Raw genomic sequence first — 21,498 nt, forward strand, 5'->3', positions numbered from 1 at the left:
CTAAATTATTTGTGATATGCTGCATTACGATCTTTAATTGCTTTTAAGATTAACTCATTATTCATCGGTTGTTTTTCATTCAAAACCGTTTCTTTAATGGCATCAATACAGGCAAGCGATATTTCAGCGTGGCTTAAGCCGTTTATGTCAGGCAGTAGATCTTTAAATTTGATTTTTTTTGCAAACTGGGCAAGTCGGTTTTTGAGCAATTCTTCTTTCTCTTCCGAACTTGGCAAATTGTATAAAATTACGTCATCAAACCTACGGAACAGAGCCTGGTCTAATAGTTCTTTATTGTTTGTAATGGCAATTATAAGGCTGTCCGAACTATCCCTTTCAATAAACTGAAGGAAAGAATTTAGTACCCTTCTCATTTCGCCTACATCATTGTCTCTGCTTCTTTCCCCACCAATAGCATCAAATTCATCAAATAGGTAAACACCCTGTCGTTGCTCAATCAAATCAAAAACTTGTCGAAGCTTTGCACTGGTTTCCCCCATAAATTTTGTCACCATTTTATCCATCAAAATGGTATAAAGTGGTAGTTTTAATTCGTTCGCAACAATAGAAGCTGTTAATGTTTTACCCGTCCCCGGAGGGCCTGAAAGCATAATTTTTCTACGGTTTTCCAAGTCGTGTTTAAGAAGTTTGTCTCTTTGTACAAATTCTGAAATTATACGATTTATTTTTGATTTAATATCTTGGGGGGCAATAATGTTTGAAAGATTTACGGCAGGTACGTTTTCTTGAATTAAACCTTGTAAATCAGGGGCAAGTATTTTATTTTTATGCTTAGTTTCCTTTGCTTTGTCTATTATGTTTTTTATTTCGTTAGCAACAAAGGTATGCCCCAACTTAGCCTCGTGAGCAGCTATTTGCAAAGCTACTGTTGAGAAACGTTCAGGTTCGTTATTGTAATGCGACTTAATTAAAGATATTATGTATTCAGCTTTTGCCATTTACGCAAAATTACACTTTTTTCCTATAAGATCTATTTACATCTAAAGAAGCAATGTTGTTGTTGAAAGCACCCCCGAAAACAGTACGGTTTAAGTATAGAATTAATTAACCATTAACTCGTATTTAAGACAATGCAAAAGAGTGCATTCGGTCCTCGATAGATCGCTATCTCAAGAAGTTTACCGGAGGGCCAACTGCCGAAAAGTTTGCCTCCGTGGGCGCTACGGTTTTTGCCCACTTTCCAACATCCAACAGCAACAGCAAAACATCAATAAAAAATTCTACTTTTGAAGCGTACTGAAAATGGGGAGCTTACACACAACACATATTAGTTATTAGGCGACGTTTTTATTTATAGTATTGTCGACAATATATTTTTTCAAACAGTCGTGGGTTATCGCACAACTTGATAATTGAGAAATCATCGTGGCATATTCATAACGTAATGAAGATGAAAACCTTTTTGTGAAAATTGTACTATTTTTTTGAGCTATATCTTCTTGAAACCTTTTTAAAAAACAAACCAGAAATTTTAATTCAAATTTTCCTCTAAAATTTTCCTCATATTTTAGTGAACTGAATAGCGATATTTTAGCATTTACAATTTCATTTGATATTGGAGGTGCTGACGGAAAAATGCTTGAAAATTTTGAAATATCATTAATGTCTGAATCCAAATTAATCGAAAAATTACTTTTTACACAATTTTCAAAAATGTCCCTGCTATAATATGTTCTTAAAGAATCATCAATATTTAACCTTGTACTAGTCTTATTAATATTTCTATAGTCAGCTTGACATGCTAGCCAACTATTAATATTTAACAATTTCGAATGAAATTCATTTTGACTGGCTTTAAATAACTCCAAAGATTTAGAAAAGTTTTCATCATTTGGTGAAATATGATATTCATTTATTAAAATATTTTTGAATGATTCTTCAACCGAATAGAAGTTTTCTATACCATAAAACTTTGTGACATAAATCTCATTCGATATATGTAGGTTGTCATCAAAATCTTTATCAATAAAGTATAAAAGATTACATTGAGAGTACACCGAATTTTTTTTCAAAAGTTTCTCAATACCAATAACATTACTTTTACCATTACATGTATAATGAAATTTTTGCATATTAGATCCAGTAATTAAATCAATTCGAACAGAATAGTAGCTTCTATCTTCTTTTCCTTCATAAAAACAATATACAGAATTATTATCTTTTTTAAAATCCAACATGAATTCAGTATAAGCAACTAGTTTAGTTTCTAGCTCTTGCTTAGATTCTTCAACAATATTCATTTTTCTTAATCTATAAATACGTTTAAACCTACTGTATACTCTTCTAAGTAATTAGAAAAAATAAATGGAGAATGTGTTACTGCAAGTAGAAAACTACATTTTTTTGATTCCAAAATATGCGGAAGTAATTGCTTCTGCCATTTTATTGAAAGTGAAAGCTCTGGTTCATCGAAAAATACTAAAAAATCATTTTTTTCTTCTAAATAAATTTTTGAGAATAAAGAAACAATCTGTTTTTCACCTGAAGATAATTGATTTAATTCAACTCTGTCATCAGTGATGTTATTATAAATATAAAGAGTTACGTTACTTTCGTCGAATATGAATCTCTTTCCGACAAGATATTCATTGCAAATTCGTTCAAATACCTTAATAGAATTGTCTAATTCTCTTTGTTGCAAGTAAATATTTTCTAGTTTTATAAGAAAATATGCAAGTTCTTGTTTTTCAACAATTTCACCAGATTCCAACAATTTCAATATATTCTCTCTGTCTGTAGAAGATAAATTATTTTTTACTCTGTTTAGAATTATTTCAATATTATTTCGGTTTATGTCTAGAAGTTCACTTTTTGTCATTATTGGAAAACCTTCTTGAAGTTGATGCAAAATTTCGGCAGATACTCGTGAAAATCCTTTTACAGAACTTTCATTTATCTCTGCAATTATACTTTGAATTCTTTTTACAACATCTTCCATACCAAATTGAATTAGAGTTTCTTCCTCTAATTCTTCTGTCTCTTCTTTTTCATCTTCATCCCAAAAAATTTTCAGTTCATCAGATGCTACTTTCCGTATTTTTCCTAAGTTATGAAGTTCCTCTTCAACTCGTCTATATGTTGGGAAATACAAAATATTTTTACTAAAGCTGTTGTCAATATAATTTATTAGATCAATTAAAGATTGATAATTATTATTCTTATAAATTTGGTCGATTAATTCAACGGCTAAACCTAAAGGGATAGGACTTTCAAATTCTTTGTGAAATTTGGATTTTCTTACATATTCTAAGATGATTCTATGTCTATCTACTTTTGATGAGTAAAAATTTTCGTAATAATTTTTTTCCTTTAAAAATTCTGTCAAATCATCGGGATTAAACTTATTAATTATTTCACTTTTTAGGCCACCAAAACGATATTCTGTCTTTTTATTGAAATATTGTATATAGCTTGATAATTGTTCTTTTGAAAATTCAAATTCAATATTATCATCAAATTTTATATAAATGCTTTCGAAATTAATTTTTAAAAGTTTATTCCATTTTTTTGTTAGAGTAAAATAAATTGAATTTAGGATAGACGTTTTCCCAAGACCATTTTCACCCATTAGAATAAGCTTGTCATCATTAAATACCAAATTTATATTTTGATATCCAAATAAATTTCTAATTGAAAATTTTTTCAAGTTGTTCATAAGTAGTTCTTTAAAATGTCGCCAAACGGTTGGGTATTTCTGTTGGCGGGGATTATGTTAACTGGATTATGTGAATATAACAAAAGAAGAACTGGCGTAAAATCTTTATTCGCTGGTAGGCGACGTTTCGGAAATAAAATCGGAATCTACCGGCTACCGTAAGCAAAAATATGAAAAAAACTCTTGAGTTTTACACGAAACAGCAATGGCGTTTACCAAGCTGTTACCAGCTGTTTTTATTCTTCACGATTTATTTCTACAAACTGATAAGTTTCTCGACCATTGTATCCGTTTATTAAACTTTTAGATTTAATTTTTATACTTCCATTTCGCATTATTCGACCCTTGTACTTCACTCTTCCAACTTTACTTGTAGTATGAAATAGTAGTTTTCTTCTTTTAATAACATAATTCCCGGCAGATACATATTCTTTTTAAGGATTAAACCAATCTTTTAAATCATATGCTGTAGCACCACATTCAGTTCCAACGCCAATTACTTTTTGATTTGGATAAAATCTCAAAAATGACATTTCACCCTCATCATCACCTTCATAATCACATCTAGTTTGATAAAGCCCGTCAAATCTAATTAATTTATTTTCTATAGATTGTCCCAATATTGAGGAGCAAATAAATAGAAACGTTACTGCAAATAAACTTGTTGGTTTTCTCATCTTCTCGTAAAATAGCGGCTAACTTTTATATAGATCTTACATCATCAGACAAATACAACATAATTGGTAGGGATTTATCTGATAGCTGTAAAGCATATTTCTAACCACTAAGATATATTTTATTTCTCATAAATCGTCGAACGGACTCTCTGGATCAGTTCATACAGATATAATCATAAAAACAAATAATGCTGTTTCTATACGACTAAGTAATTCCTGTCTTGTACTGCTCTGATGTTTGAAGGAGAGTTCTAGAGTCGTAATAAACGGGGAATCCAAGGTATAAAAATAATAAACTAACTTTTTTGTGATACAATATTATGTATGGGGCCTGAACCTAGAGAAGTTCAAGTCATTATATTTAAATTAATTGTCAAGAATATTACGTAGCGGAAATAAAGTGCATCATCACAATCTGCAAAAATCCTAAATTTATCCTAAATTAATTTAAATGAAGACCCTAAAAATCTACAACATCGTTGCCATAGTTTTATTGTTTATTTTAGCAGTATGGGTACGAGAACTCCGTAAAGAATTACAAGAGACAAATGTCCTATTGGAGCAATGTTCTGAAAGATATTATAAGCAAATAAACAAATAAGTGTATTCTGTAATGCAGAAGAAATTACCTTTCTATGAGTTCACATTGCTTCCTGATAGCGAGCAGTTTTCTTTGGTGTTTTTAGATGGCGAGTTTAAGAATTCTAGGGAAGTGGGTAATCGCATATATTGCTTATATCAACTATATGATTTTTTGGTAGAAATCGAATATGATATATGTGAAAATAAAATCGCTGGGAAAGTGGCTTTTCAACCAAAAGTTTGAGAGTTATTTAAGGTCATTGCGTTGAAATAATGGATCATCAAAGAATATATCAAGAGTAATGTTAATGGTTTTGCAAAACTTATTTATTGAATAAATGCTCACCCCTCTCATATTATTCTCATTGAACCATCTATTAACAGATTGCCTGTCTTTATAGGCTTCTGAGGCATATGTTGCCTGATTGAGTCCTTTTAATTCTAAAAGGTTATTCATGCGAATTTTTATTTTACTCTTAAGAAGGTGATCTTCTTCGGTCAGCTTTGCCATAAGCAATTTTACAGTAAAAACTAAATTTTACTGTAATCCATTTGGTTTACATTGCTATATTTTATATATTTGGAAAATCGATTACAGAAATGTAATTTTGCGACACTTCAAATAAAAACAAGAAGCATTCGCTTAGAATCTCGTATCAGAAAACTGGTAATTTTTAGCACACGAGAGGATAAGTAGAAGGCTCACGTCCCGGGCGTGGGCTCTCTTATCTGTGTGCGGGTATACCAGTACCTCTGATACGGTAAGTTGAGTCCCACGCTTATTTTATGCCCAGTTCTCAACAATCCTAAGCCAGCTTTCCATAAAGTTTCGCACAGTTAGAAACTTACAGTGGGGTGCACAGCCACTGCGGCCTTCCGGCTTTCACGGGACCTATTTTTACATTCATATCAATTTTTGTAGCAGGTAAGGGGATTCCATATTTACCGTGCCTTCCCCCCCTGTGGAAAAAATCCAATGCATGAATGCAGAAAAGGAGCACCCAATCCACCGCCATCGGTGCACTGCAACCGCTCCTGCCTCTAACCCAACACGAAACCAAATTCCATATCCTGAATCTCGAACCTCGTCTCGTGTCTAACCAAAAAACTATGGAACTAAACCAACAATTAACCATTCCAATCATTCTGCTCCTGAGCGTCCTCTGCTCGCAGGCCCACGCCCAAACCCATACCGTTTCCGGCACGGTCACCGCGGACGGCAAACCCCTTTCAGGCGTCACCGTCTCCGAAGAGGGCAGGGACGTGGCCGCCGTTACCGGTGCCTCGGGAACGTATCAACTTACAGTCCAAGGCGAACAGCCCGTCCTTCTCTTCCGCCACCCGTCCTTCGGCGAAAGGCGCGAGGAGATCGGCAGCCAGACCGTCTTTGATCTTTCCCCGGATGAAAAGGTCAGCGAGATCAAAGAGGTCGTCCTCAATGCCGGCTACTACGAAGTAAAGGCCAAGGAAAGCACGGGCAGCATCTCAAAGGTCACCGCCAAGGACATCGAGAACCAGCCCGTTACCAATGTCCTCTCCGCCGTTCAGGGCAGGATGGCCGGGGTGAACATCACGCAGAACTCCGGGGTTCCGGGCGGAGGCTACGATGTTCAGATCCGCGGCCGCAACAGTTTGCGGAACATGGTGAACAGCCTGAACGACGGCAACAGTCCCCTCTATATCGTTGACGGGGTTCCGTGGGCGGTACAGCTCTCCACGACCTATTCGGCAGGAATTATTCCGGTGCGCAGCATCAGCCCACTCAACAGCATTAACCCCAATGACATTGAGAGCATCGAGGTACTCAAAGATGCCGATGCCACGGCGATCTACGGAAGCCGGGGCGGGAACGGAGTGATCCTGATCACGACCAAAAAAGGAAAGTCAGGCCCGGTCCGGGTAACCCTGAACTCAAGCCAAAGCTACAGCAGAGCCACGAACCGGCTTCAAATGATGAATACCGCTGATTATATCACCATGCGGAGGCAGGCATACGCCAATGTGGGTGTTACCGCCCTGCCGGCAAATGCCTATGACATCAATGGCTCCTGGGATACCAGCCGCTACACCGACTGGCAGAAGGCACTGACCGGGGAGACTGCAGAACAACTGAGCGTGCAGCTGTCGGTGGCAGGCGGGTCGGAAAAGAACAGCTTTTCAGTAAGTGCCGGACATCAGGACCAGACATCGGTCTTCCCCGGCGACCAGCATTATAAGGTGAATACGATAGCCGCAAGCTACAGCCACCGTTCCGCAGACCGCAAGTTTACCTTGGGGCTCAGCAACACCTTTTCTGCCGCGGTGAACAACAATCTGGCAACGGATTTTACGAACAGGGCACTGAGCCTGTCACCGAACGCACCGGCGCTGTACGATGCCGAAGGAAATCTGAACTGGCAGAACAACACCTTTAACAATCCGCTGGCACAGCTGAACGCCAGCTACCTGAATGAGGTCAAAACCCTGAGTCAGAACCTGAATGTAGGGTATAAGCCTCTTACAGATATTACCGTGAAGCTGAACACCGGCTTTACCCTGCAGGACCTGGAAGAATATTCGCTGATTCCTAATACCGCTTACAGTCCTGCGTCCGCATCGGGAGCGGGCCCGGCCAGCTCCTCCGCAAGTCGCGGCACAAGTGCCGTATTTTCCTACCTCCTCGAACCGCAGGTCTCCTGGAAGAAGCAGTACGGCAACCACAGCCTTGAGGTGCTGGCAGGAATGACCTTTCAGGAAAGCCGTTCTAAACTTTCCGCCATGCGGGGAACCGGTTTTGCCAGCAATGCCCTGATGCAGAACATTGCAGCAGCCACCAACATTACGCTTTCCGATTTCAGCGACACCCGGTACCGGTATGCCGCCTTCTTCGGGAGGGCCAACTGGCAGTATAAGGAGCGGTACATCCTGAACCTTACCGCGAGGCGGGACGGCTCTAGCCGCTTCGGCCCTTCTGACCGTTTTGCTGACTTCGGGGCGCTCGGTGCTGCATGGATCCTGTCCGAAGAGCCTTTCCTGAAGGAGATCCCGTGGCTCTCCCTGGCCAAACTCAGAGGAAGCATTGGAAGGACGGGAAGTGATGCCATCGGGGATTTCCAGTATGAGGATACCTATACGCTGGGTTCTTCATCCTATAACGGCATTCCGGGCCTTTATCCTTCCCGGCTTTACAACCCCGGTTTCTCCTGGGAAAAGACCGACAAGCTGGAAGCAGCTGCAGAACTGGCCTTCTGGAAGGACCGGCTTCAGGTTACGGCAGCATGGTACCGCAACCGGTCTTCGAACCAGCTGATTGGGATTCCTTTACCTACGACCACAGGCTTCACAAGCATCCTGGCCAATCTGGGGGCAACTGTGGAGAATAGCGGAATGGAGGTGGAAGTGGCGGGGACTCCCCTCAAAGGTCAAGACTGGAAGTGGTCTGTTGGTTTCAACATCAGTATGCCGCGCAACAGGCTGCTCGCGTTCCCGGGGCTTGAAGGCTCTACCTATGCCAATACCTATGTGGTCGGGGAATCGATCTACGCCGTAAAGCTCCTGGATTATCAGGGCATCAGCCCCGCCACTGGGCAGTACCAGTTCACTGATTATAATAAGGACGGCAAGATATCAACCCCGGACGATGCGCAGGCGCTGCGCACCCTCGGTCCGGAATATTTCGGCGGGTTTCAGAACAGCTTCACCTACCGGAATCTGAGTTTCTCCTTCCTCCTGCAGTTCGTGAAACAGGAGAACTGGAATTACATCCGAACGATGAGTACTCCGGGAGTAATGGTCAATCAACCCACTGAATTCCTGAATGTATGGTCGGCAACCAATCCCGGGGGGATCATTATGCCTTATACACCGGGAACCAATGCTGTGACCAATACCCTGACGGCAAACTTCAAAAACAGTACGGCCGCGGTGGGCGATGCCTCCTTCATCCGGCTGAAGAATTTCCAGCTGAACTACCGCATCCCTGTGAGAACTCCCGTCTTACGGGAAGTCAGCCTGTATGTGCAGGGCCAAAACCTGTGGACCTGGACGAAGTATTTCGGCGCAGACCCTGAATTTATTACTTCCGGATTCCTGCCTCCGCTGAAGACCGTCTCTATGGGAATGCAGTTAACCTTTTAAAAAACCAAAAAATGAAAAAACAACATACCCGATATGCCGCCGGAGCGGCCCTTGTCCTCTTTACCCTGCTCTCTTCCTGTGAAGACCTCGTAGAGGTAAACGAACCCATTAACCAGATCAGTACCGGACAGGTATTTGAATCGGTAAGCACTGCCGATGCGGCACTCAGCAACCTGTATGCGGAGATGCAGGCCTATTCCCTTATCAGCGGAGGCTCGCCGGGTGCAGGTGCCGAGTTGGGAGCCTATGCCGATGACCTTTACGGGTACGGAGTAGCCACGCAGAATTCCGACTTCGATATTTTCAGCAATACACAACTGCCCTCCAATACCAGGATTAAATTGGTCTGGAGCAATGCCTACAAGGAGATTTATATGGCCAATTCAATTATAGAAGGCATCGAGAGCAGTACGGCCATTTCAGAGCCGGACCGGAGAAGGATCAGGGGGGAATCGCTTTTCCTGCGTTCACTCGTGTATTTTTACCTGACCGAGGTCTTCGGGGACATCCCGTACACCACCACGACCGATTACATGGTGAACAAAAGCCTGTCCCGTACAGCTGAAGCGGAAGTGTTGCTGAAGATCCGCCAGGATCTGTATGATGCTGCTGCAATGATGGAGGATTCCTATCGCAGTACGGAACGCATTTATGCGAACCGCAAGACTGCTGAAATCTTACTGGCTACGGTGTTGATGACCCGGCAGCAGTACGCTGAAGCCGAGACCCTGCTGAAAGGAATCGTGCAGAATCCGCTCTATATATGGCAGCCCGACCTCACTAAGACCTTCAAGATGACTGGAAAACATATCCTGTGGCAACTGAAACCGCTGAAACCCGGCAATCCCACCAATGAGGCCACGCTGTATTATTTTGTAAGCGCATTGCCCAATACCTACACACTGTCCGATCCGCTGGCTCTTAGTTTTGCATCCAATGACCTGCGTAAACAGAATTGGGTCAAATCAATAGTGATCGCAGGCAAAACCTATTACCGACCCGACAAATACCGCAACACGGTGAACAATACGGATGAATACTCGGTCGTGTTCAGGCTGGAGGAGGCCTACCTGCTTCTGGCTGAGGCCTTGGTGCAGCAAAATAAACTGGGCGAAGCCCTTCCTTATCTGAATGCCGTCAAACAGAAGGCAGGAATCAGTGCAGCACCGTTAACCCTCACAAAAGTCCAGTTGCTCAATGAGATCCTTAACGAGAACAGGAAAGAGTTTTTCACCGAAAGGGGCATCCGCTTCCTTACCCTTAAAAGAGCTGGCCGCCTGAACGATCTTAGTGCGGTAAAACCCAACTGGAAATCCTGGCATATCCATTGGCCGGTGCCGGTGTCCGAACTGCTACTCAATCCCAATCTTAATCCGCAGAATGATGGGTATTAAGTGGAAAATGCAGCTGAAACTGCCGCTTGGTGTTCTCCTGCTCTTTTTTATAGGCATCCGATTATCCGCGCAGAATAAAGGTCTTTCTGCAGGAAGTCCCTTCACTGGGAAAACCTACGATCTGGCATGGATAAGGCCATCCCCCGACAGTAAATACATTTCATTCCAGAAAAACTATGAAAGCGGTGCCGATACACTGGTGTTGGTTTCTGCCACCATCCCGGGCCGCATCATTTTTCAGACAGCGGGAGTATATCCTAACCTGCTGCACTATTCAAAGAATGGCTACCTGTTTATGACGGGAAGCGGTACGGTAAAATACCTGAAACTCCCTCTCCTGAGACCGCAGGTCTGGGAGGGCGTTACCAAGGCTTTTTTTCTGGAGAAGGATAATGGCTTTGTGTTACTGCAGAAGGGGATTCTGAGGATATATGATGAGGAGGCGCATGTTGTTGAAGAGATAAAAGAAGTCACCACAATAGAGCAGAGGGAGGATCAGCTGTTTTATATTCAGAAGAGGGGGAATTCGTATGTTCTCGTGCAGTGGTCAAGTCTATTAAAGCAATTGGTGTACACCGCTTCCAGTCCCAAAATTACACTTGATTTTTATGAAGGACAGCGCTTCATTGTTCATGAAACCGATCCGGTCACCGGAGAAGTAGCGGTAAACCATATTGATATCGGAGCAGGTACCACCTCACCGCTGCTAAATGATAAGTCGCTGTCCTTTAAGAACGTTGCTGCAGTTTCCGAAAGTCAACCCGGAAACTATTTCATGACGATGACGGCATCTGCCCCTGTCGTTCAGAAATCCGCCGTTGACATTTGGTACGGCAATGACAATGATCTGGGAAAGAAATTTCAGAACGGCCTTTCCCTGAAATATTACCTATGGGAGCCCGCACAGGATAGGGTAACGCCGCTTGAGGATGTGCGGTTTACAAAACACGTCGATCCGGGCAACGAGCGCTTCCTGCTGGCGCTCAATCCGTCCCTGCATCAGGATTACACCAAAGAACGAATTCCGTATGAGCTCTGGCGCTATGACCTCGTGCAGGGTAAATATGACCTGCTTGGAACAACGGGGGTGTATTGTATGATGGATCCGAAAGGAAAGTACCTGCTCTCCTACGACTATACCGACTGGGTGCTTTTTTCGCTGGATACCAAAGAAAAACGAATCATAAAAGCAGACCCGGATGCCAGACCGTATTTTGATGAAAAAGGGGAGAGAATTGTATTTGCCGGCGCGGGCACGATCAACGAATATGATATTTATGACAATACCATGGAGGTCATTCCGTTACCGGAAGGGTTTGAAGCTTCGGTACTGAACGGCACAAGGACCAGGCTGGGCGCGGAAAGCCGTTTCAGCACCGATTGGTTTGACGGCTCCTGCCCGCTGCTGATAAAGATTACCCACCCTGAAACCATGGAGCAGGCAGTGGGTGTTTACCATAAGAATAAGTTCCGGCTGCTCTATAAGCCCTCGGCAGAATACGTGAATCTGGCAGCTGCGATGCCGGATGGGAGGAGTTTTTTGTATGTGAAGAGCAATTACAACCGCCCGCCGGTTTTGATGTTGAACAGGAAGGGTAACGAGAAGGAACTCTTTCGGAGCAACCCAGCTGATACCCGTTCAGCATTGGTGAGGATGGAGAAGAAAATTTATAAGAACTCCCGTGGTGTCCCGCTGCAGAGCCTCCTTTTTTATCCGTCACACTACGATCCGCAAAAGAAGTACCCAATGATCACCGGCATCTATGAGCTTTTGCGGAACCAGAGCAACAGATATTTACGGGACGGTTTTGCCAGCAGGATCGAAGGGATGAACATCCGTTATTACCTCGAAAGAGGCTACTTCATTTACCTTCCGGATATCGTGTATGACGGAAGGGGGCCTGGCCGCTCGGCTCTGGACTGTGTGGAAAGTGCACTGGATGCCCTGAAGGATATGCCTTCCGTAGATATGCAGAAGGTGGGGCTGATGGGCCATTCACATGGCGGCTATGAAACCAACTTCATTGCGACCCAGAGCAGGCGTTTTGCTGCTTATGTGGGCGGAGCCGGAAACAGCGATCTGGTTCGGTCCTACCATTCATTCAACTACAACTTTGTCAGTCCGTTTTACTGGCAGTTTGAGGAACAGCAGTACCGCATGTTCAAACCTTTTGCGGAAGACAAGAACCTCTATACAGACAACAGTCCCGTTTATCATGCCGAGAAGGTGAGCAGCCCCATTCTCCTGTGGGCCGGGACGAAGGATGAAAACATTGCCTGGGACCAGACCATGGAATTTTACCTCGGGCTCCGCAGGAACGGGAAGAAGGTGGTGGCCCTTTTTTATAGAGGAGATGGACATAACCTCCTGAATACTGCCAACCGCGAAGACCTTTTTATCAGGATTTCGGATTGGTTCGGTTACCATCTTAAAGGACTTGAAAAGGATTGGATCCGGGAAGGGGAAAATTAAAAAAGGATGCCTTGCGGCATCCCTTTTTGGCTGTTAACCTTACTGGATTTCCCAGAGGCTGTTTGGGCAGCCCGTACCGCTGAGTTCATACAGCGTCTCAGTGCCCATGCCCACATCACCGGTACATACTACAGTACCTTGGGTATCGCACTCTTTCTGCGCGTCAATACATTCCGGGTTTTCTCCGAAATGATAAGCAAACCCCGGCCTTACAGCCTTGGTATTCTCTTTGTTCACATGAGTTGCGAATGCACTTCCTGCTCCTGCAAGCACCATAAAGGCGGGCAGCAGAAATTTTTTAAAATTTTTCATTTCATAAAAATTTAATTGTTTTGCCTACTCTGAACCGGGTTTTCGGCTTCTCCCGTTGATGAAATGGTCTGTAAGTGCTTGCGCGCAGCGGTAACGGACTATCACATCACCCGACAGTACATAGAAATACTGGTCGGTTATGAACATCCTGGACATTTTATTTTTATCGCGGTTCTGGACATACATACTGCCCCAGTAGCCCGCAGGTGCTGTTGTATATACATCTACAACAGTATTCTTTTTCCAAAGCTCTTTTGATTCATGCCTGCCGATCAGATTGGATGCACTGAAAAGCAGGCCTTTGTGCACGGCCATATACCTGTTCACCCTGAGGGGCGGTTCGGTCATCTTTTTTCGCCCGTCCTGCAAATTTTTCACCTTTATTCGTGCTGTAGAAACCGTGTCAATGGTTTTCATACGTGAAACGACTTTGAGTGAACTGTTTAGCTTAAGGATCTGGTTTCTGTAATAAAACAGATAGTAGGCATATCCCTCTGCAGTATCATACAGCAGCTGCCCGTCGGCATCGAAACCCCCGTCTGCCTTAGCCGTCAGTACGCTGCTGTTAATCTGTACCCGGTATTTTTCTCCTAACGTAAGAGTGGCAAGTCCTGTCCGCTGCGATGTTTTTTCTTCCACCCGTAACATGAATTGGGTGGGAGAAAGCACTACAAACTGATCGAAGTACGCTTGATCACTGCTGATCTCGCGCAGCGGATGCTGCAGCGAATCGATGGGTGCTGCATAAATTACTGGCACCATACCGTCGTAGGCAAAGAGCATACTGTTCTGCACCAGATACCTGAGATGGCGGAAGTCTCTGTCCGTGCTCGGCACCACGTCGATGGTGTCGGGTTTTTTGAAAAGGCTGTCCATCTTCAGGATTCTGAAAGGGCTGGTGGGATTCCCAAGATAGATGCTGCCCGCTTCGCTTCCGGCAAAATAATAGGAGTTGACTTTCAGGTCATAAGACTTGTCCTCAACAATCGGATGGTGGGGATACCTCCTCGTAAAATTATTTTCTCTTTCTATGAGATGTTCCGAAGAAAAGAAGAGGGCAATCATACCGCCTGATCCCAGAAGAAATACCGCCGCCATCTTCAGTATCGGTCTGCGCAGGCCGGCAGCATGGTCTTTTTCCAGAACCTGTACCCCTGTTGCAGCCAGAACCACACAGCCGATATTGAAGATCAGATGCTCCGTCCATCCCATTTTCTCCAGGATGCCGCCGCATGAGCACGGGACAAAATCACTGTAATTCAGGATCAGGTAAATATAGACGGTAAACGCCACCATTAGGGTGAATGATGCGTACAGCCCGGCAAGCCGTGTCCTTTGGTTCAGCAGCAGACCTGAAATAAGGAGTTCTGCTGCAATCACTGCGTACGAAACGAATCCGGCGTAAGCACTGAGCAGCGGCGACTGCCCGATCTGCACCTGGAAATTCTCAAAATCCATCATCTTGCTCATACCAGCGTAAATAAACAGCAGTACAAAAAAGTATGATATCAGATCAACGATTATGGAAGGTATCTTTCTCATGGCGTATTTTTATAATTTTAACAGGCAATGATTAATTTCCAGCTGGTTTTTTTTCCACAGTAATCAGGCATTTTCTCTCCTTTTAATACGGTGACTGTCGTTCGGAAATTCCCCATACTTTCCCAGATGCCGCTTTCCGGACATGGTAAGCCTGTGACAACTGATATGGAGGTACGGGGAATCATAGGTCATAAAAATTGAACAGTTATTTAGGGACATGCCGCCAATTGTCACCATCTCTGACCGGCGGATCCGGATCTACAGTTTCTTCTGATGTTTGGGTTGAATCTCCCTTCATCATTGTCGTTTTTACGATTTCATCGAGCTGATTATTTTCTGAAATGACATCTTCATCTCGGTTTGTACAGTTTTGAAGGAAAACTGACCCTATTGCTAGACTAAAAATTGGGATAAACTTTTTCATTTTAATTTTTTTTAATTGGTTATCCCGGCCGGATTGAATTAGAATTCTGAAGCCAAAGTTATAGGGCACCAGCCCCTGAAAAAACTGCTCTATGAGGCAATTTTAAAATAGATACGTGTCAATTTTAAAATTGATACGTAAATAATTTACCTTTATTCCGTTATGGATCAGGAGTTTGGAAAAGTATTCCTTTACGAGCTCTCAACTCTCTGAAAACTGGCAGATTTAGATACAAAATGTTTAATTTTGAGAGGATGAGGTTCTAATATGGGTATATGAAAAAGTTAAATTACCTTCTTGTTCTGTTTTCTGCATTTTCCAATGTGCTGTTTTCCCAGCAAAAGAAAGAATGGACGTTCAGTGAGATCAGAAAAAACTATGAAAAGATGACCATTGATGACAGGGATGCGATGCCCTATGTGCAATTGTACATTCAAAAGGCTAAAAAGGAAAACAGCCCTCTTAAATTAATTCAGGGGTACAGAGACGGCAGACAGTTTGATCTGCATAACAAGATCAGATATGCGGACAGTGTCATAGCCGTAAGTTTGAATCACGGAACAACTGACGATATCAGCAAAGATTATCTGAGCAAGGGAATCATCTATTACTTCTATCACAAAAAGTATAAACTTGCCCTGGATCAATACCTGAAAGCCTATGAATATTCGAAAGGATCAAAAGATGAATATCATCATTATAAAGTCATTTACCACCTGGGGATCGTCAAAGAACATTTGGGGTATTATGATGAAGCTCTGGAACACTTTCGGGAATGCGCAGATTTTTACGGATCAAGGTTAAAACAGAATCTTCACGACAATGAACGGTTCAATTATAAGAAGGCCTATCTCAACAGTCTTCATCAGCTGACGGTCACCAACAGGTACCTTAAGAACTTCATAAAAAGTGACAGCCTGAGCAAGTTGGGATATCAACTCACTGCAGGTGATGCTGATTTCGCGCTCGAACACAGCTATTTTCTTAAAAGCATGGGGATTATAAAATTTCACAAGAAAGACTATGCCGGGGCAGAGAAAGACCTGAACAGCGCATTGCCTTTGATCTCCAAACGAAGAGATTTTGCGTGGGTTTCAGTGATCTACTATTATCTGGGCCGGATTTCCGAAGCCCAAAATGATCCAGGCCAAGCGGTCCATTATTACAGTGAAATAGATGCCATCTTCAATAAGCACGGATATATAGCGCCTGAGGTTTACGGGAGTTATTATTATCTTATTGAATATTATAAGGACAACAATTTGAACAGACAGCTGTACTATACCAGTCAGCTGCTTAAGGCCGACAGTATGATTTCACGGGATTATCCTTACCTGTCTTCAAAGCTTCATAAAGATTATGACCGGAAAACACTGATCGACCAAAAGAATGATATTGAGAAGGCCGGTAAGAGAAAAATAAGGCTTGCCAAGATTCTCATATTATCCGGAATAATTCTCCTTGCTTTATTTGTAGTAAGATATATTAAAGACCGGAAAATAAAGAAACAGTATGACCTGCTGCAGAAGAGACTGTCAGAAGGAAGTTATAACGTCCAAGATATTATACAGGCAGAACCGGCAGAACCTGCCTTGAGGAAGACTTTTTTGACACCGGAAATGACCATAGAGATAAGAGGAAAGCTGGAAAAATTTGAACTGGAAAAGCAGTTTTTGAAAAAGGGGCTAACCGAAAAGGATGTCGCCGTCAAGTTGTCGACCAATTCCCATTATCTGTCCGTCTATATTAATGAACAAAAGGGGATGAACTTCAATAAATATATGGCGGAACTCAGGATAAACTATATTACCCATCTGCTCAATAACAATAATATGTACCTCCGCTTCACCATCGAAGCACTGGCGAATGAGTGCGGCATCGCATCCCGCCAGAATTTCTCGAACCTGTTCTTTGAAATCAACGGAATCCGCCCTGCCGACTACATCAAGAAGCGCAAACAGGAATTAGGAATCAGCTGATCATATACTGAATAGCCGAATTTTTGTAAATTTCTGAAAAAAGGACATGGTAACAAGAACTGTTTTCAGAAAAATTACGAGATTACGTGACGACCTGGAGTTAAAGATCAAAGAAGTGTACGACGATGATCAGGATATGGTAAAGGTCGCAGAGAATTCATTGATACTGATTGATGAATCCATCAGAAAATTAAAGGAAATGATTTCAGATCATCATTTTGAAAGCATCCCTGAGGAGGTGTATTTCTTTAAAATACTGAAGCCCCCGTTCATTTCAAAATTCATCTATTATTCCACCATTTTAGAGCTTGAATCCCACAAGCCGAATGCCGGGAATAAGGCCGTGAAAAAATACTACGAGGCGGAACAGGAAAAATTAAGACAATTTTATCAGGAGCATGCTGAGTTTTACAGTTATTACCGACGGGAAGCCACCTATCTCGACCACAAAATATTCGTCAGAAATTCTTACGATCTGAAAATGAAATTATCGTTTGGCTTTTACAATTTTGACCAGAGTTTTACCACTTCTCACGATCATATGATCGCAAGATTTATGGCAAACCAGCAAATGGACAAATACCTGAAAAAGCAACTTGAAGGATTAAGTGAAAATGCAAATGGCAAAACCCTGTCACCGTTGGTTTGGTCAGCATCCAAGGTGGGTCTGATCGAACTGGTGTATGGCCTGTATCAGATGCGGTGTTTCAACGGGGGCAATATTGAACTTAGTGAAGTTGTCAAATTTGTGGAAAAATCTCTGGACACAGACCTCGGCAACTTTCACAAAACAATATTTGAAATCCGGAACCGGAAACAGGGTCCCACAAAGTTTTTGCACTTAGTCAGTGATCATCTCAGTCAGCACTTTAAGGACACTGAAGGTGAATAACTTAAATTGGAAAACCTTGAATGGTGTTCAATTCCAATTGAGGTTTTCTTTAGCTTTTATTGATCAGATGCAACAGTTCCGGATCATTTGATATTCTATCCGTTTCATCCCTGATGATCATAAGGACATCGGCTTTGATACTTTTATAGTTATTGGTGATTTCTTCCTGCATGCGGTCATTTCCATGATCATCAACAAATGAACGGATCTGGGGTATTTTTTGATAGTACCTTTCCTGCGCAGAAAGTTTGATGTTGTCAACGACAATCTCTGAATGGAATATTTTCTGTTCTATTCTTTCATCAAAATTGTCAGCAACTGCCCCTACGAAAAACCCCTGGGTCAGTGTTGAGATCTTTGAGGCTGGAATCAAGCTGTCCAGTTGGGTGGAAATGGATGTGGAAGTATCATTTCTGTTGATGGAGATGCTTTGTCTTTTCTGCAGGACTTTGCCAAATCTTTCAGATAATGCTTTAGCAGTTTCTCCCACGACCTGTCCGCTGAAAATATTACCCACCGTATTTTGAATCACCTTGCTTTCCTTGTCCCCATAGTCCCTTGTCAACTGAGAAAAGTCCTGAAACCCCAGGCATACAGATACCTTGTTGCTTCTTGCGGTTGCGATCAGATTGTCTAATCCTCTAAAATAAATGGTAGGTAGTTCATCAATGATCACCGAACTTTTCAGTTGACCCTTTTTATTGATCAGCTTGACAATTCTGGAATTATAGAGACCCAAGGCAGCGGAGTATATATTCTGCCGATCAGGGTTATTACCGACGCATAATATTTTAGGTTCCTTTGGATTATTGATGTCCAGAGAGAAGTCATCTCCGGTCATCACCCAATAGAGTTGCGGTGAGATCATCCTCGACAAAGGGATCTTTGCTGAAGCAATCTGTCCCTGCAGCTGGTCCTGCGCTCCGCCCTGCCAGGCATCCATAAAAGGGGAGAGGTAGTTCTCCAGTTCGGAGTAGGAAGTTAGGATTGTAAAAACATCCTCATATTTCTTATTCAGCAGTTCAATGGCATGCGGAAAGGTGCAGTATTTACCATTCTTAAATATTTTTAAAAACCAGATGATGGCAGCTAAAAGGATAATTGGTGATTCAACAAAAAAGTCTCCTTGTTTCTGAATCCAACTTCTGTTAAGGTTCAGCATTATGGTATATGCGGCTTCATAAGCATCGGATATATCGGTCATAAAAACAGGATTCAAAGGATTGCAGCGGTGGCTCTTCCCTGGATCGTCAAAGTTGATGATATAGAATTTAGGTTTTATGGGGTAAGCCTCCGAATGATTTAATAAATGGTTATAGGCAATGGTGGAAAGATCATCGAATTTAAAATCGTAGATGTACATTGAAAATCCTTTTTCAATCTGCTGTTTGATGTAGCTGTTTACGATAGCGTAGGATTTTCCGGAACCTGGAGTCCCCAGGACAATTGTGGCACGAAAGGGATTCACGATATTGATCCAACCATCATTCCATTTGCCTTTGTAGAAGAATTTTGTTGGCAGGTTAACGGAATATTCGTTTTCCATTAATTTAGTTTCCTGCAGAAAACTCTCGTTCTCATTATTGAAAACATCATCCATCAAATGGGTGCGGAGCAAACGGCTCATCCAGACACCCGCAACCATTAATGCAATATAACCAAAGCTTGTGGTAAGGATATAAAGAAATGCGGCGGTTTTAAGTGATAACTTCAGTAAAGGGGAATTAAAAAAGAACAGGACAAGACCAACTGCTAAAGCCGCATAAATCCTGGACCAGGTTATTTTTTCATTCTTTATGCCTTTTGTACCTAAGCAACTTAAAGCCAGCAATACCAAAGCAAACACTTTTGTATAAAGGAGGTGCGAAAACAAGCCGGCCGTGCGTTGGAAATTAGCTAATATTTTATTGATGAGTTCCAGCGTCCAGCCCCGTTGTGTAAAAAAGCCGTAGCAAAACCAATAAAGATGCATCAGTACCAGTAGAATGCTGACCGCCCGCATAAAAGCCATAATTTTGGCAAGCCCTCTTAAATCATCTTCTCCCTGCATTTTATAAATTTTTATTGTTCAGGCGTGAATTTAAAGGCCCGGCGGAATGACTGTTAAAGGTGGTAACCGTTGGCGTTAGGTGACCGTGTTTGGCCTACTTCAACCTTGCCGTTTGCGTTTTTTCTTCATTCTGTTTGCAAAATCAATTTCCTCGTAATCTTCCCCCTGCGCTTCGGGAAGCAAACCGGCCAATGCCCCAATAAAATCGGATTCCTGTTTTTCAAAAGTGTTCATGAATTCAACTGAATGATGGGGTGGTTCCGCAGGAAGAGTGGTGTCATTTGATTCGGATCCTTTAGGCTGAAGTTTAACAGTTTCATTACCGGGGGCTTTGATACTGTTATTCCAATGCTCATTAAATCTGTTGGCTGAAAGTTCCGTTCCCAATCGGGAACCGTTCCAAACTGTTTTAGAATGGTGGTCTATAAAAGTGATCCCATAAATACGCTCTGCCTGATTTCTGCGGACCATAATGTCAATGCCCTGCTCCATTAACTGTTTTTTAAACTCCTGTTCATTGGTTGTAGTCTGAAGGGTTATGGTAAGAATAGATTTTAAAGTGTGTTTGATCGGGGAATCTTTCAAAGCTGTTTTGCATTTCGAACAATGGAATTCCAAAGCCGTAAGCCCCGCTTTTTTACCGAATAGGGAAGCTTTAAACGGATGCCCGGCTCTTTCGCCATTCTCATTTAAAGCAAAGTACAGTAAACCCCGCCAGTGCTTACCGTGAAGTTCACCCTCCACTTTTTCGGTAGTCATGTGTAACAGGGACAGTAATGCATTGTACTCGCCAAAAGTCTGAAATTTATAATGGTTCGGCAAATGCCGGATAATGGAAGCCATCTGACTTTTTATATCCCCGGTCCTGTAATCCACCGGTCGAAAAATTTTATCATTCTGACGATGTTTTTTATCCTGTACGGCGATCAGTCCGTATTTTCTTTCCAATTCCCGGCAAGACTTCATAGAGCGGATTTTTTCAAATTTATCAGAAATTTTTTTTCCCGCCTCATCAACGCAGACAGATACAATATGGATGTGGTTGCGGTCTATATCGGTATGTTTGAATACGATAAAAGGCTGCTCTCCATAACCCATTTCCCGCATATAGTCTTCCGCCATTTCCCTGTACCTGTCATCATTGACCTTATCTCTTGGGTCCGGATTGAGCGAAATATGCAGGGTATGCTTTTCTGTATTGCGGTTTGCAGTCAGATAAGGTTCAAATGATTTCACCAATTGAGCAACAGAGTAACTGCCGTCAGGCGTTTCAATCATTTTGTTCAGCAACAGTATTTCTCCCTTACCCTTTTCAATTTTTAAATTGTTGTAGGATAATGTTCCGTAGAGATTACTGCTTCTTCCAATTTTTGCAATCATT

The 21,498-nt window shown here is 42.3% G+C and carries 17 protein-coding genes; 7 read left to right on the forward strand and 10 right to left on the reverse strand.

All coding sequences use genetic code 11. From position 1 onward, the window contains the following. Window positions 1–5: 5 nt before the first annotated feature. From FUA25_RS00130 to FUA25_RS00140, 3 genes are all read right to left on the reverse strand, one after another. Entirely contained in the window at window positions 6–959 is a 954-nt protein-coding gene (locus tag FUA25_RS00130; protein WP_147754875.1) for an AAA family ATPase, read from the reverse strand. A gap of 336 nt (window positions 960–1,295) precedes the next feature. Beyond that, on the reverse strand, window positions 1,296–2,261 hold the full coding sequence (locus tag FUA25_RS00135) for a DUF4435 domain-containing protein (protein ID WP_147754876.1): 966 nt from the start codon (window positions 2,259–2,261) through the stop codon (window positions 1,296–1,298). Window positions 2,262–2,266: 5 nt separating this feature from the next. Then, window positions 2,267–3,676 carry an AAA family ATPase gene (locus FUA25_RS00140; protein ID WP_147754877.1) on the reverse strand — a complete coding sequence of 470 codons (1,410 nt, stop codon included), beginning with the start codon at window positions 3,674–3,676 and terminating at the stop codon, window positions 2,267–2,269. Between the two features lie 170 nt (window positions 3,677–3,846). Between FUA25_RS00140 and FUA25_RS13375 the strand changes: the two genes are divergently transcribed. Then, window positions 3,847–3,975, forward strand: a complete 129-nt coding sequence (locus tag FUA25_RS13375) for a hypothetical protein (RefSeq protein WP_262712202.1) — start codon at window positions 3,847–3,849, stop codon at window positions 3,973–3,975. A 135-nt stretch (window positions 3,976–4,110) separates the two neighbouring features. On the opposite strand, the gene FUA25_RS00145 is transcribed toward FUA25_RS13375, so the two are convergent. Continuing rightward, on the reverse strand, window positions 4,111–4,353 hold the full coding sequence (locus FUA25_RS00145; RefSeq protein ID WP_147754878.1) for a hypothetical protein: 243 nt from the start codon (window positions 4,351–4,353) through the stop codon (window positions 4,111–4,113). Between the two features lie 613 nt (window positions 4,354–4,966). Between FUA25_RS00145 and FUA25_RS00150 the strand changes: the two genes are divergently transcribed. After that, a complete protein-coding gene (locus tag FUA25_RS00150) occupies window positions 4,967–5,179 on the forward strand; it encodes a hypothetical protein (RefSeq protein WP_147754879.1) in 213 nt (70 codons plus the stop codon). A 3-nt stretch (window positions 5,180–5,182) separates the two neighbouring features. Here FUA25_RS00150 and FUA25_RS00155 read toward each other — a convergent pair whose 3' ends face one another. After that, window positions 5,183–5,446 carry a helix-turn-helix domain-containing protein gene (locus FUA25_RS00155; protein WP_147754880.1) on the reverse strand — a complete coding sequence of 88 codons (264 nt, stop codon included), beginning with the start codon at window positions 5,444–5,446 and terminating at the stop codon, window positions 5,183–5,185. 599 nt (window positions 5,447–6,045) lie between these two features. Here FUA25_RS00155 and FUA25_RS00160 point away from each other — a divergent pair. Genes FUA25_RS00160 through FUA25_RS00170 form a run of 3 tightly spaced genes read left to right on the forward strand, consistent with a single transcriptional unit; the run spans window position 6,046 to window position 12,918 of the window. After that, window positions 6,046–9,051, forward strand: coding sequence for a SusC/RagA family TonB-linked outer membrane protein (locus tag FUA25_RS00160; protein WP_147755657.1), 3,006 nt, complete (start codon window positions 6,046–6,048; stop codon window positions 9,049–9,051). 11 nt (window positions 9,052–9,062) lie between these two features. Then, window positions 9,063–10,445 (forward strand): RagB/SusD family nutrient uptake outer membrane protein, encoded by a 1,383-nt coding sequence (locus tag FUA25_RS00165; RefSeq protein ID WP_147754881.1) that lies wholly within the window; start codon window positions 9,063–9,065, stop codon window positions 10,443–10,445. Then, window positions 10,432–12,918: an alpha/beta hydrolase family protein gene (locus FUA25_RS00170; protein ID WP_147754882.1), complete on the forward strand. Its 2,487-nt coding sequence runs from the start codon at window positions 10,432–10,434 to the stop codon at window positions 12,916–12,918. Before FUA25_RS00165 ends, FUA25_RS00170 begins: the two co-directional genes overlap by 14 nt. A 39-nt stretch (window positions 12,919–12,957) precedes the next feature. On the opposite strand, the gene FUA25_RS00175 is transcribed toward FUA25_RS00170, so the two are convergent. From FUA25_RS00175 to FUA25_RS00185, 3 genes are all read right to left on the reverse strand, one after another. Beyond that, on the reverse strand, window positions 12,958–13,230 hold the full coding sequence (locus tag FUA25_RS00175; protein ID WP_147754883.1) for a DUF6520 family protein: 273 nt from the start codon (window positions 13,228–13,230) through the stop codon (window positions 12,958–12,960). Window positions 13,231–13,254: 24 nt separating this feature from the next. Then, window positions 13,255–14,772: a DoxX family protein gene (locus tag FUA25_RS00180; RefSeq protein ID WP_147754884.1), complete on the reverse strand. Its 1,518-nt coding sequence runs from the start codon at window positions 14,770–14,772 to the stop codon at window positions 13,255–13,257. Between the two features lie 205 nt (window positions 14,773–14,977). Further along, entirely contained in the window at window positions 14,978–15,196 is a 219-nt protein-coding gene (locus tag FUA25_RS00185; protein ID WP_147754885.1) for a hypothetical protein, read from the reverse strand. A gap of 275 nt (window positions 15,197–15,471) precedes the next feature. Between FUA25_RS00185 and FUA25_RS00190 the strand changes: the two genes are divergently transcribed. Continuing rightward, a complete protein-coding gene (locus FUA25_RS00190) occupies window positions 15,472–17,175 on the forward strand; it encodes a helix-turn-helix domain-containing protein (protein WP_147754886.1) in 1,704 nt (567 codons plus the stop codon). 46 nt (window positions 17,176–17,221) lie between these two features. After that, window positions 17,222–18,067 (forward strand): RteC domain-containing protein, encoded by an 846-nt coding sequence (locus FUA25_RS00195; RefSeq protein ID WP_147754887.1) that lies wholly within the window; start codon window positions 17,222–17,224, stop codon window positions 18,065–18,067. A 49-nt stretch (window positions 18,068–18,116) separates the two neighbouring features. Here the strand turns inward: FUA25_RS00195 and mobC are convergent, their stop codons facing one another. Together mobC and mobB are read right to left on the reverse strand one after the other, a co-directional pair. Further along, entirely contained in the window at window positions 18,117–20,117 is a 2,001-nt protein-coding gene (gene mobC / locus FUA25_RS00200) for a conjugal transfer protein MobC (RefSeq protein ID WP_147754888.1), read from the reverse strand. 99 nt (window positions 20,118–20,216) lie between these two features. Next, window positions 20,217–21,497: a conjugal transfer protein MobB gene (gene mobB, locus FUA25_RS00205; RefSeq protein ID WP_147754889.1), complete on the reverse strand. Its 1,281-nt coding sequence runs from the start codon at window positions 21,495–21,497 to the stop codon at window positions 20,217–20,219. Window position 21,498 lies beyond the last annotated feature (1 nt).

Source organism: Chryseobacterium sp., from assembly GCF_008014695.1.
Taxonomy (GTDB): domain Bacteria; phylum Bacteroidota; class Bacteroidia; order Flavobacteriales; family Weeksellaceae; genus Kaistella.

What these genes read in the sequence shown, in the direction of transcription:
- FUA25_RS00130 (WP_147754875.1), bottom strand. Translation starts at nt 959, where the DNA reads ATGGCAAAAGCTGAATACATAATATCTTTAATTAAGTCGCATTACAAT.
- FUA25_RS00150 (WP_147754879.1), top strand. Translation starts at nt 4,967, where the DNA reads ATGCAGAAGAAATTACCTTTCTATGAGTTCACATTGCTTCCTGATAGC.
- FUA25_RS00190 (WP_147754886.1), top strand. Translation starts at nt 15,472, where the DNA reads ATGAAAAAGTTAAATTACCTTCTTGTTCTGTTTTCTGCATTTTCCAAT.
- FUA25_RS00170 (WP_147754882.1), top strand. Translation starts at nt 10,432, where the DNA reads ATGATGGGTATTAAGTGGAAAATGCAGCTGAAACTGCCGCTTGGTGTT.
- FUA25_RS00165 (WP_147754881.1), top strand. Translation starts at nt 9,063, where the DNA reads ATGAAAAAACAACATACCCGATATGCCGCCGGAGCGGCCCTTGTCCTC.
- FUA25_RS00135 (WP_147754876.1), bottom strand. Translation starts at nt 2,261, where the DNA reads ATGAATATTGTTGAAGAATCTAAGCAAGAGCTAGAAACTAAACTAGTT.
- FUA25_RS00185 (WP_147754885.1), bottom strand. Translation starts at nt 15,196, where the DNA reads ATGAAAAAGTTTATCCCAATTTTTAGTCTAGCAATAGGGTCAGTTTTC.
- FUA25_RS13375 (WP_262712202.1), top strand. Translation starts at nt 3,847, where the DNA reads ATGAAAAAAACTCTTGAGTTTTACACGAAACAGCAATGGCGTTTACCA.
- mobC (WP_147754888.1), bottom strand. Translation starts at nt 20,117, where the DNA reads ATGCAGGGAGAAGATGATTTAAGAGGGCTTGCCAAAATTATGGCTTTT.
- FUA25_RS00160 (WP_147755657.1), top strand. Translation starts at nt 6,046, where the DNA reads ATGGAACTAAACCAACAATTAACCATTCCAATCATTCTGCTCCTGAGC.
- FUA25_RS00175 (WP_147754883.1), bottom strand. Translation starts at nt 13,230, where the DNA reads ATGAAAAATTTTAAAAAATTTCTGCTGCCCGCCTTTATGGTGCTTGCA.
- FUA25_RS00195 (WP_147754887.1), top strand. Translation starts at nt 17,222, where the DNA reads ATGGTAACAAGAACTGTTTTCAGAAAAATTACGAGATTACGTGACGAC.
- FUA25_RS00140 (WP_147754877.1), bottom strand. Translation starts at nt 3,676, where the DNA reads ATGAACAACTTGAAAAAATTTTCAATTAGAAATTTATTTGGATATCAA.
- FUA25_RS00145 (WP_147754878.1), bottom strand. Translation starts at nt 4,353, where the DNA reads ATGAGAAAACCAACAAGTTTATTTGCAGTAACGTTTCTATTTATTTGC.
- FUA25_RS00155 (WP_147754880.1), bottom strand. Translation starts at nt 5,446, where the DNA reads ATGGCAAAGCTGACCGAAGAAGATCACCTTCTTAAGAGTAAAATAAAA.
- FUA25_RS00180 (WP_147754884.1), bottom strand. Translation starts at nt 14,772, where the DNA reads ATGAGAAAGATACCTTCCATAATCGTTGATCTGATATCATACTTTTTT.
- mobB (WP_147754889.1), bottom strand. Translation starts at nt 21,497, where the DNA reads ATGATTGCAAAAATTGGAAGAAGCAGTAATCTCTACGGAACATTATCC.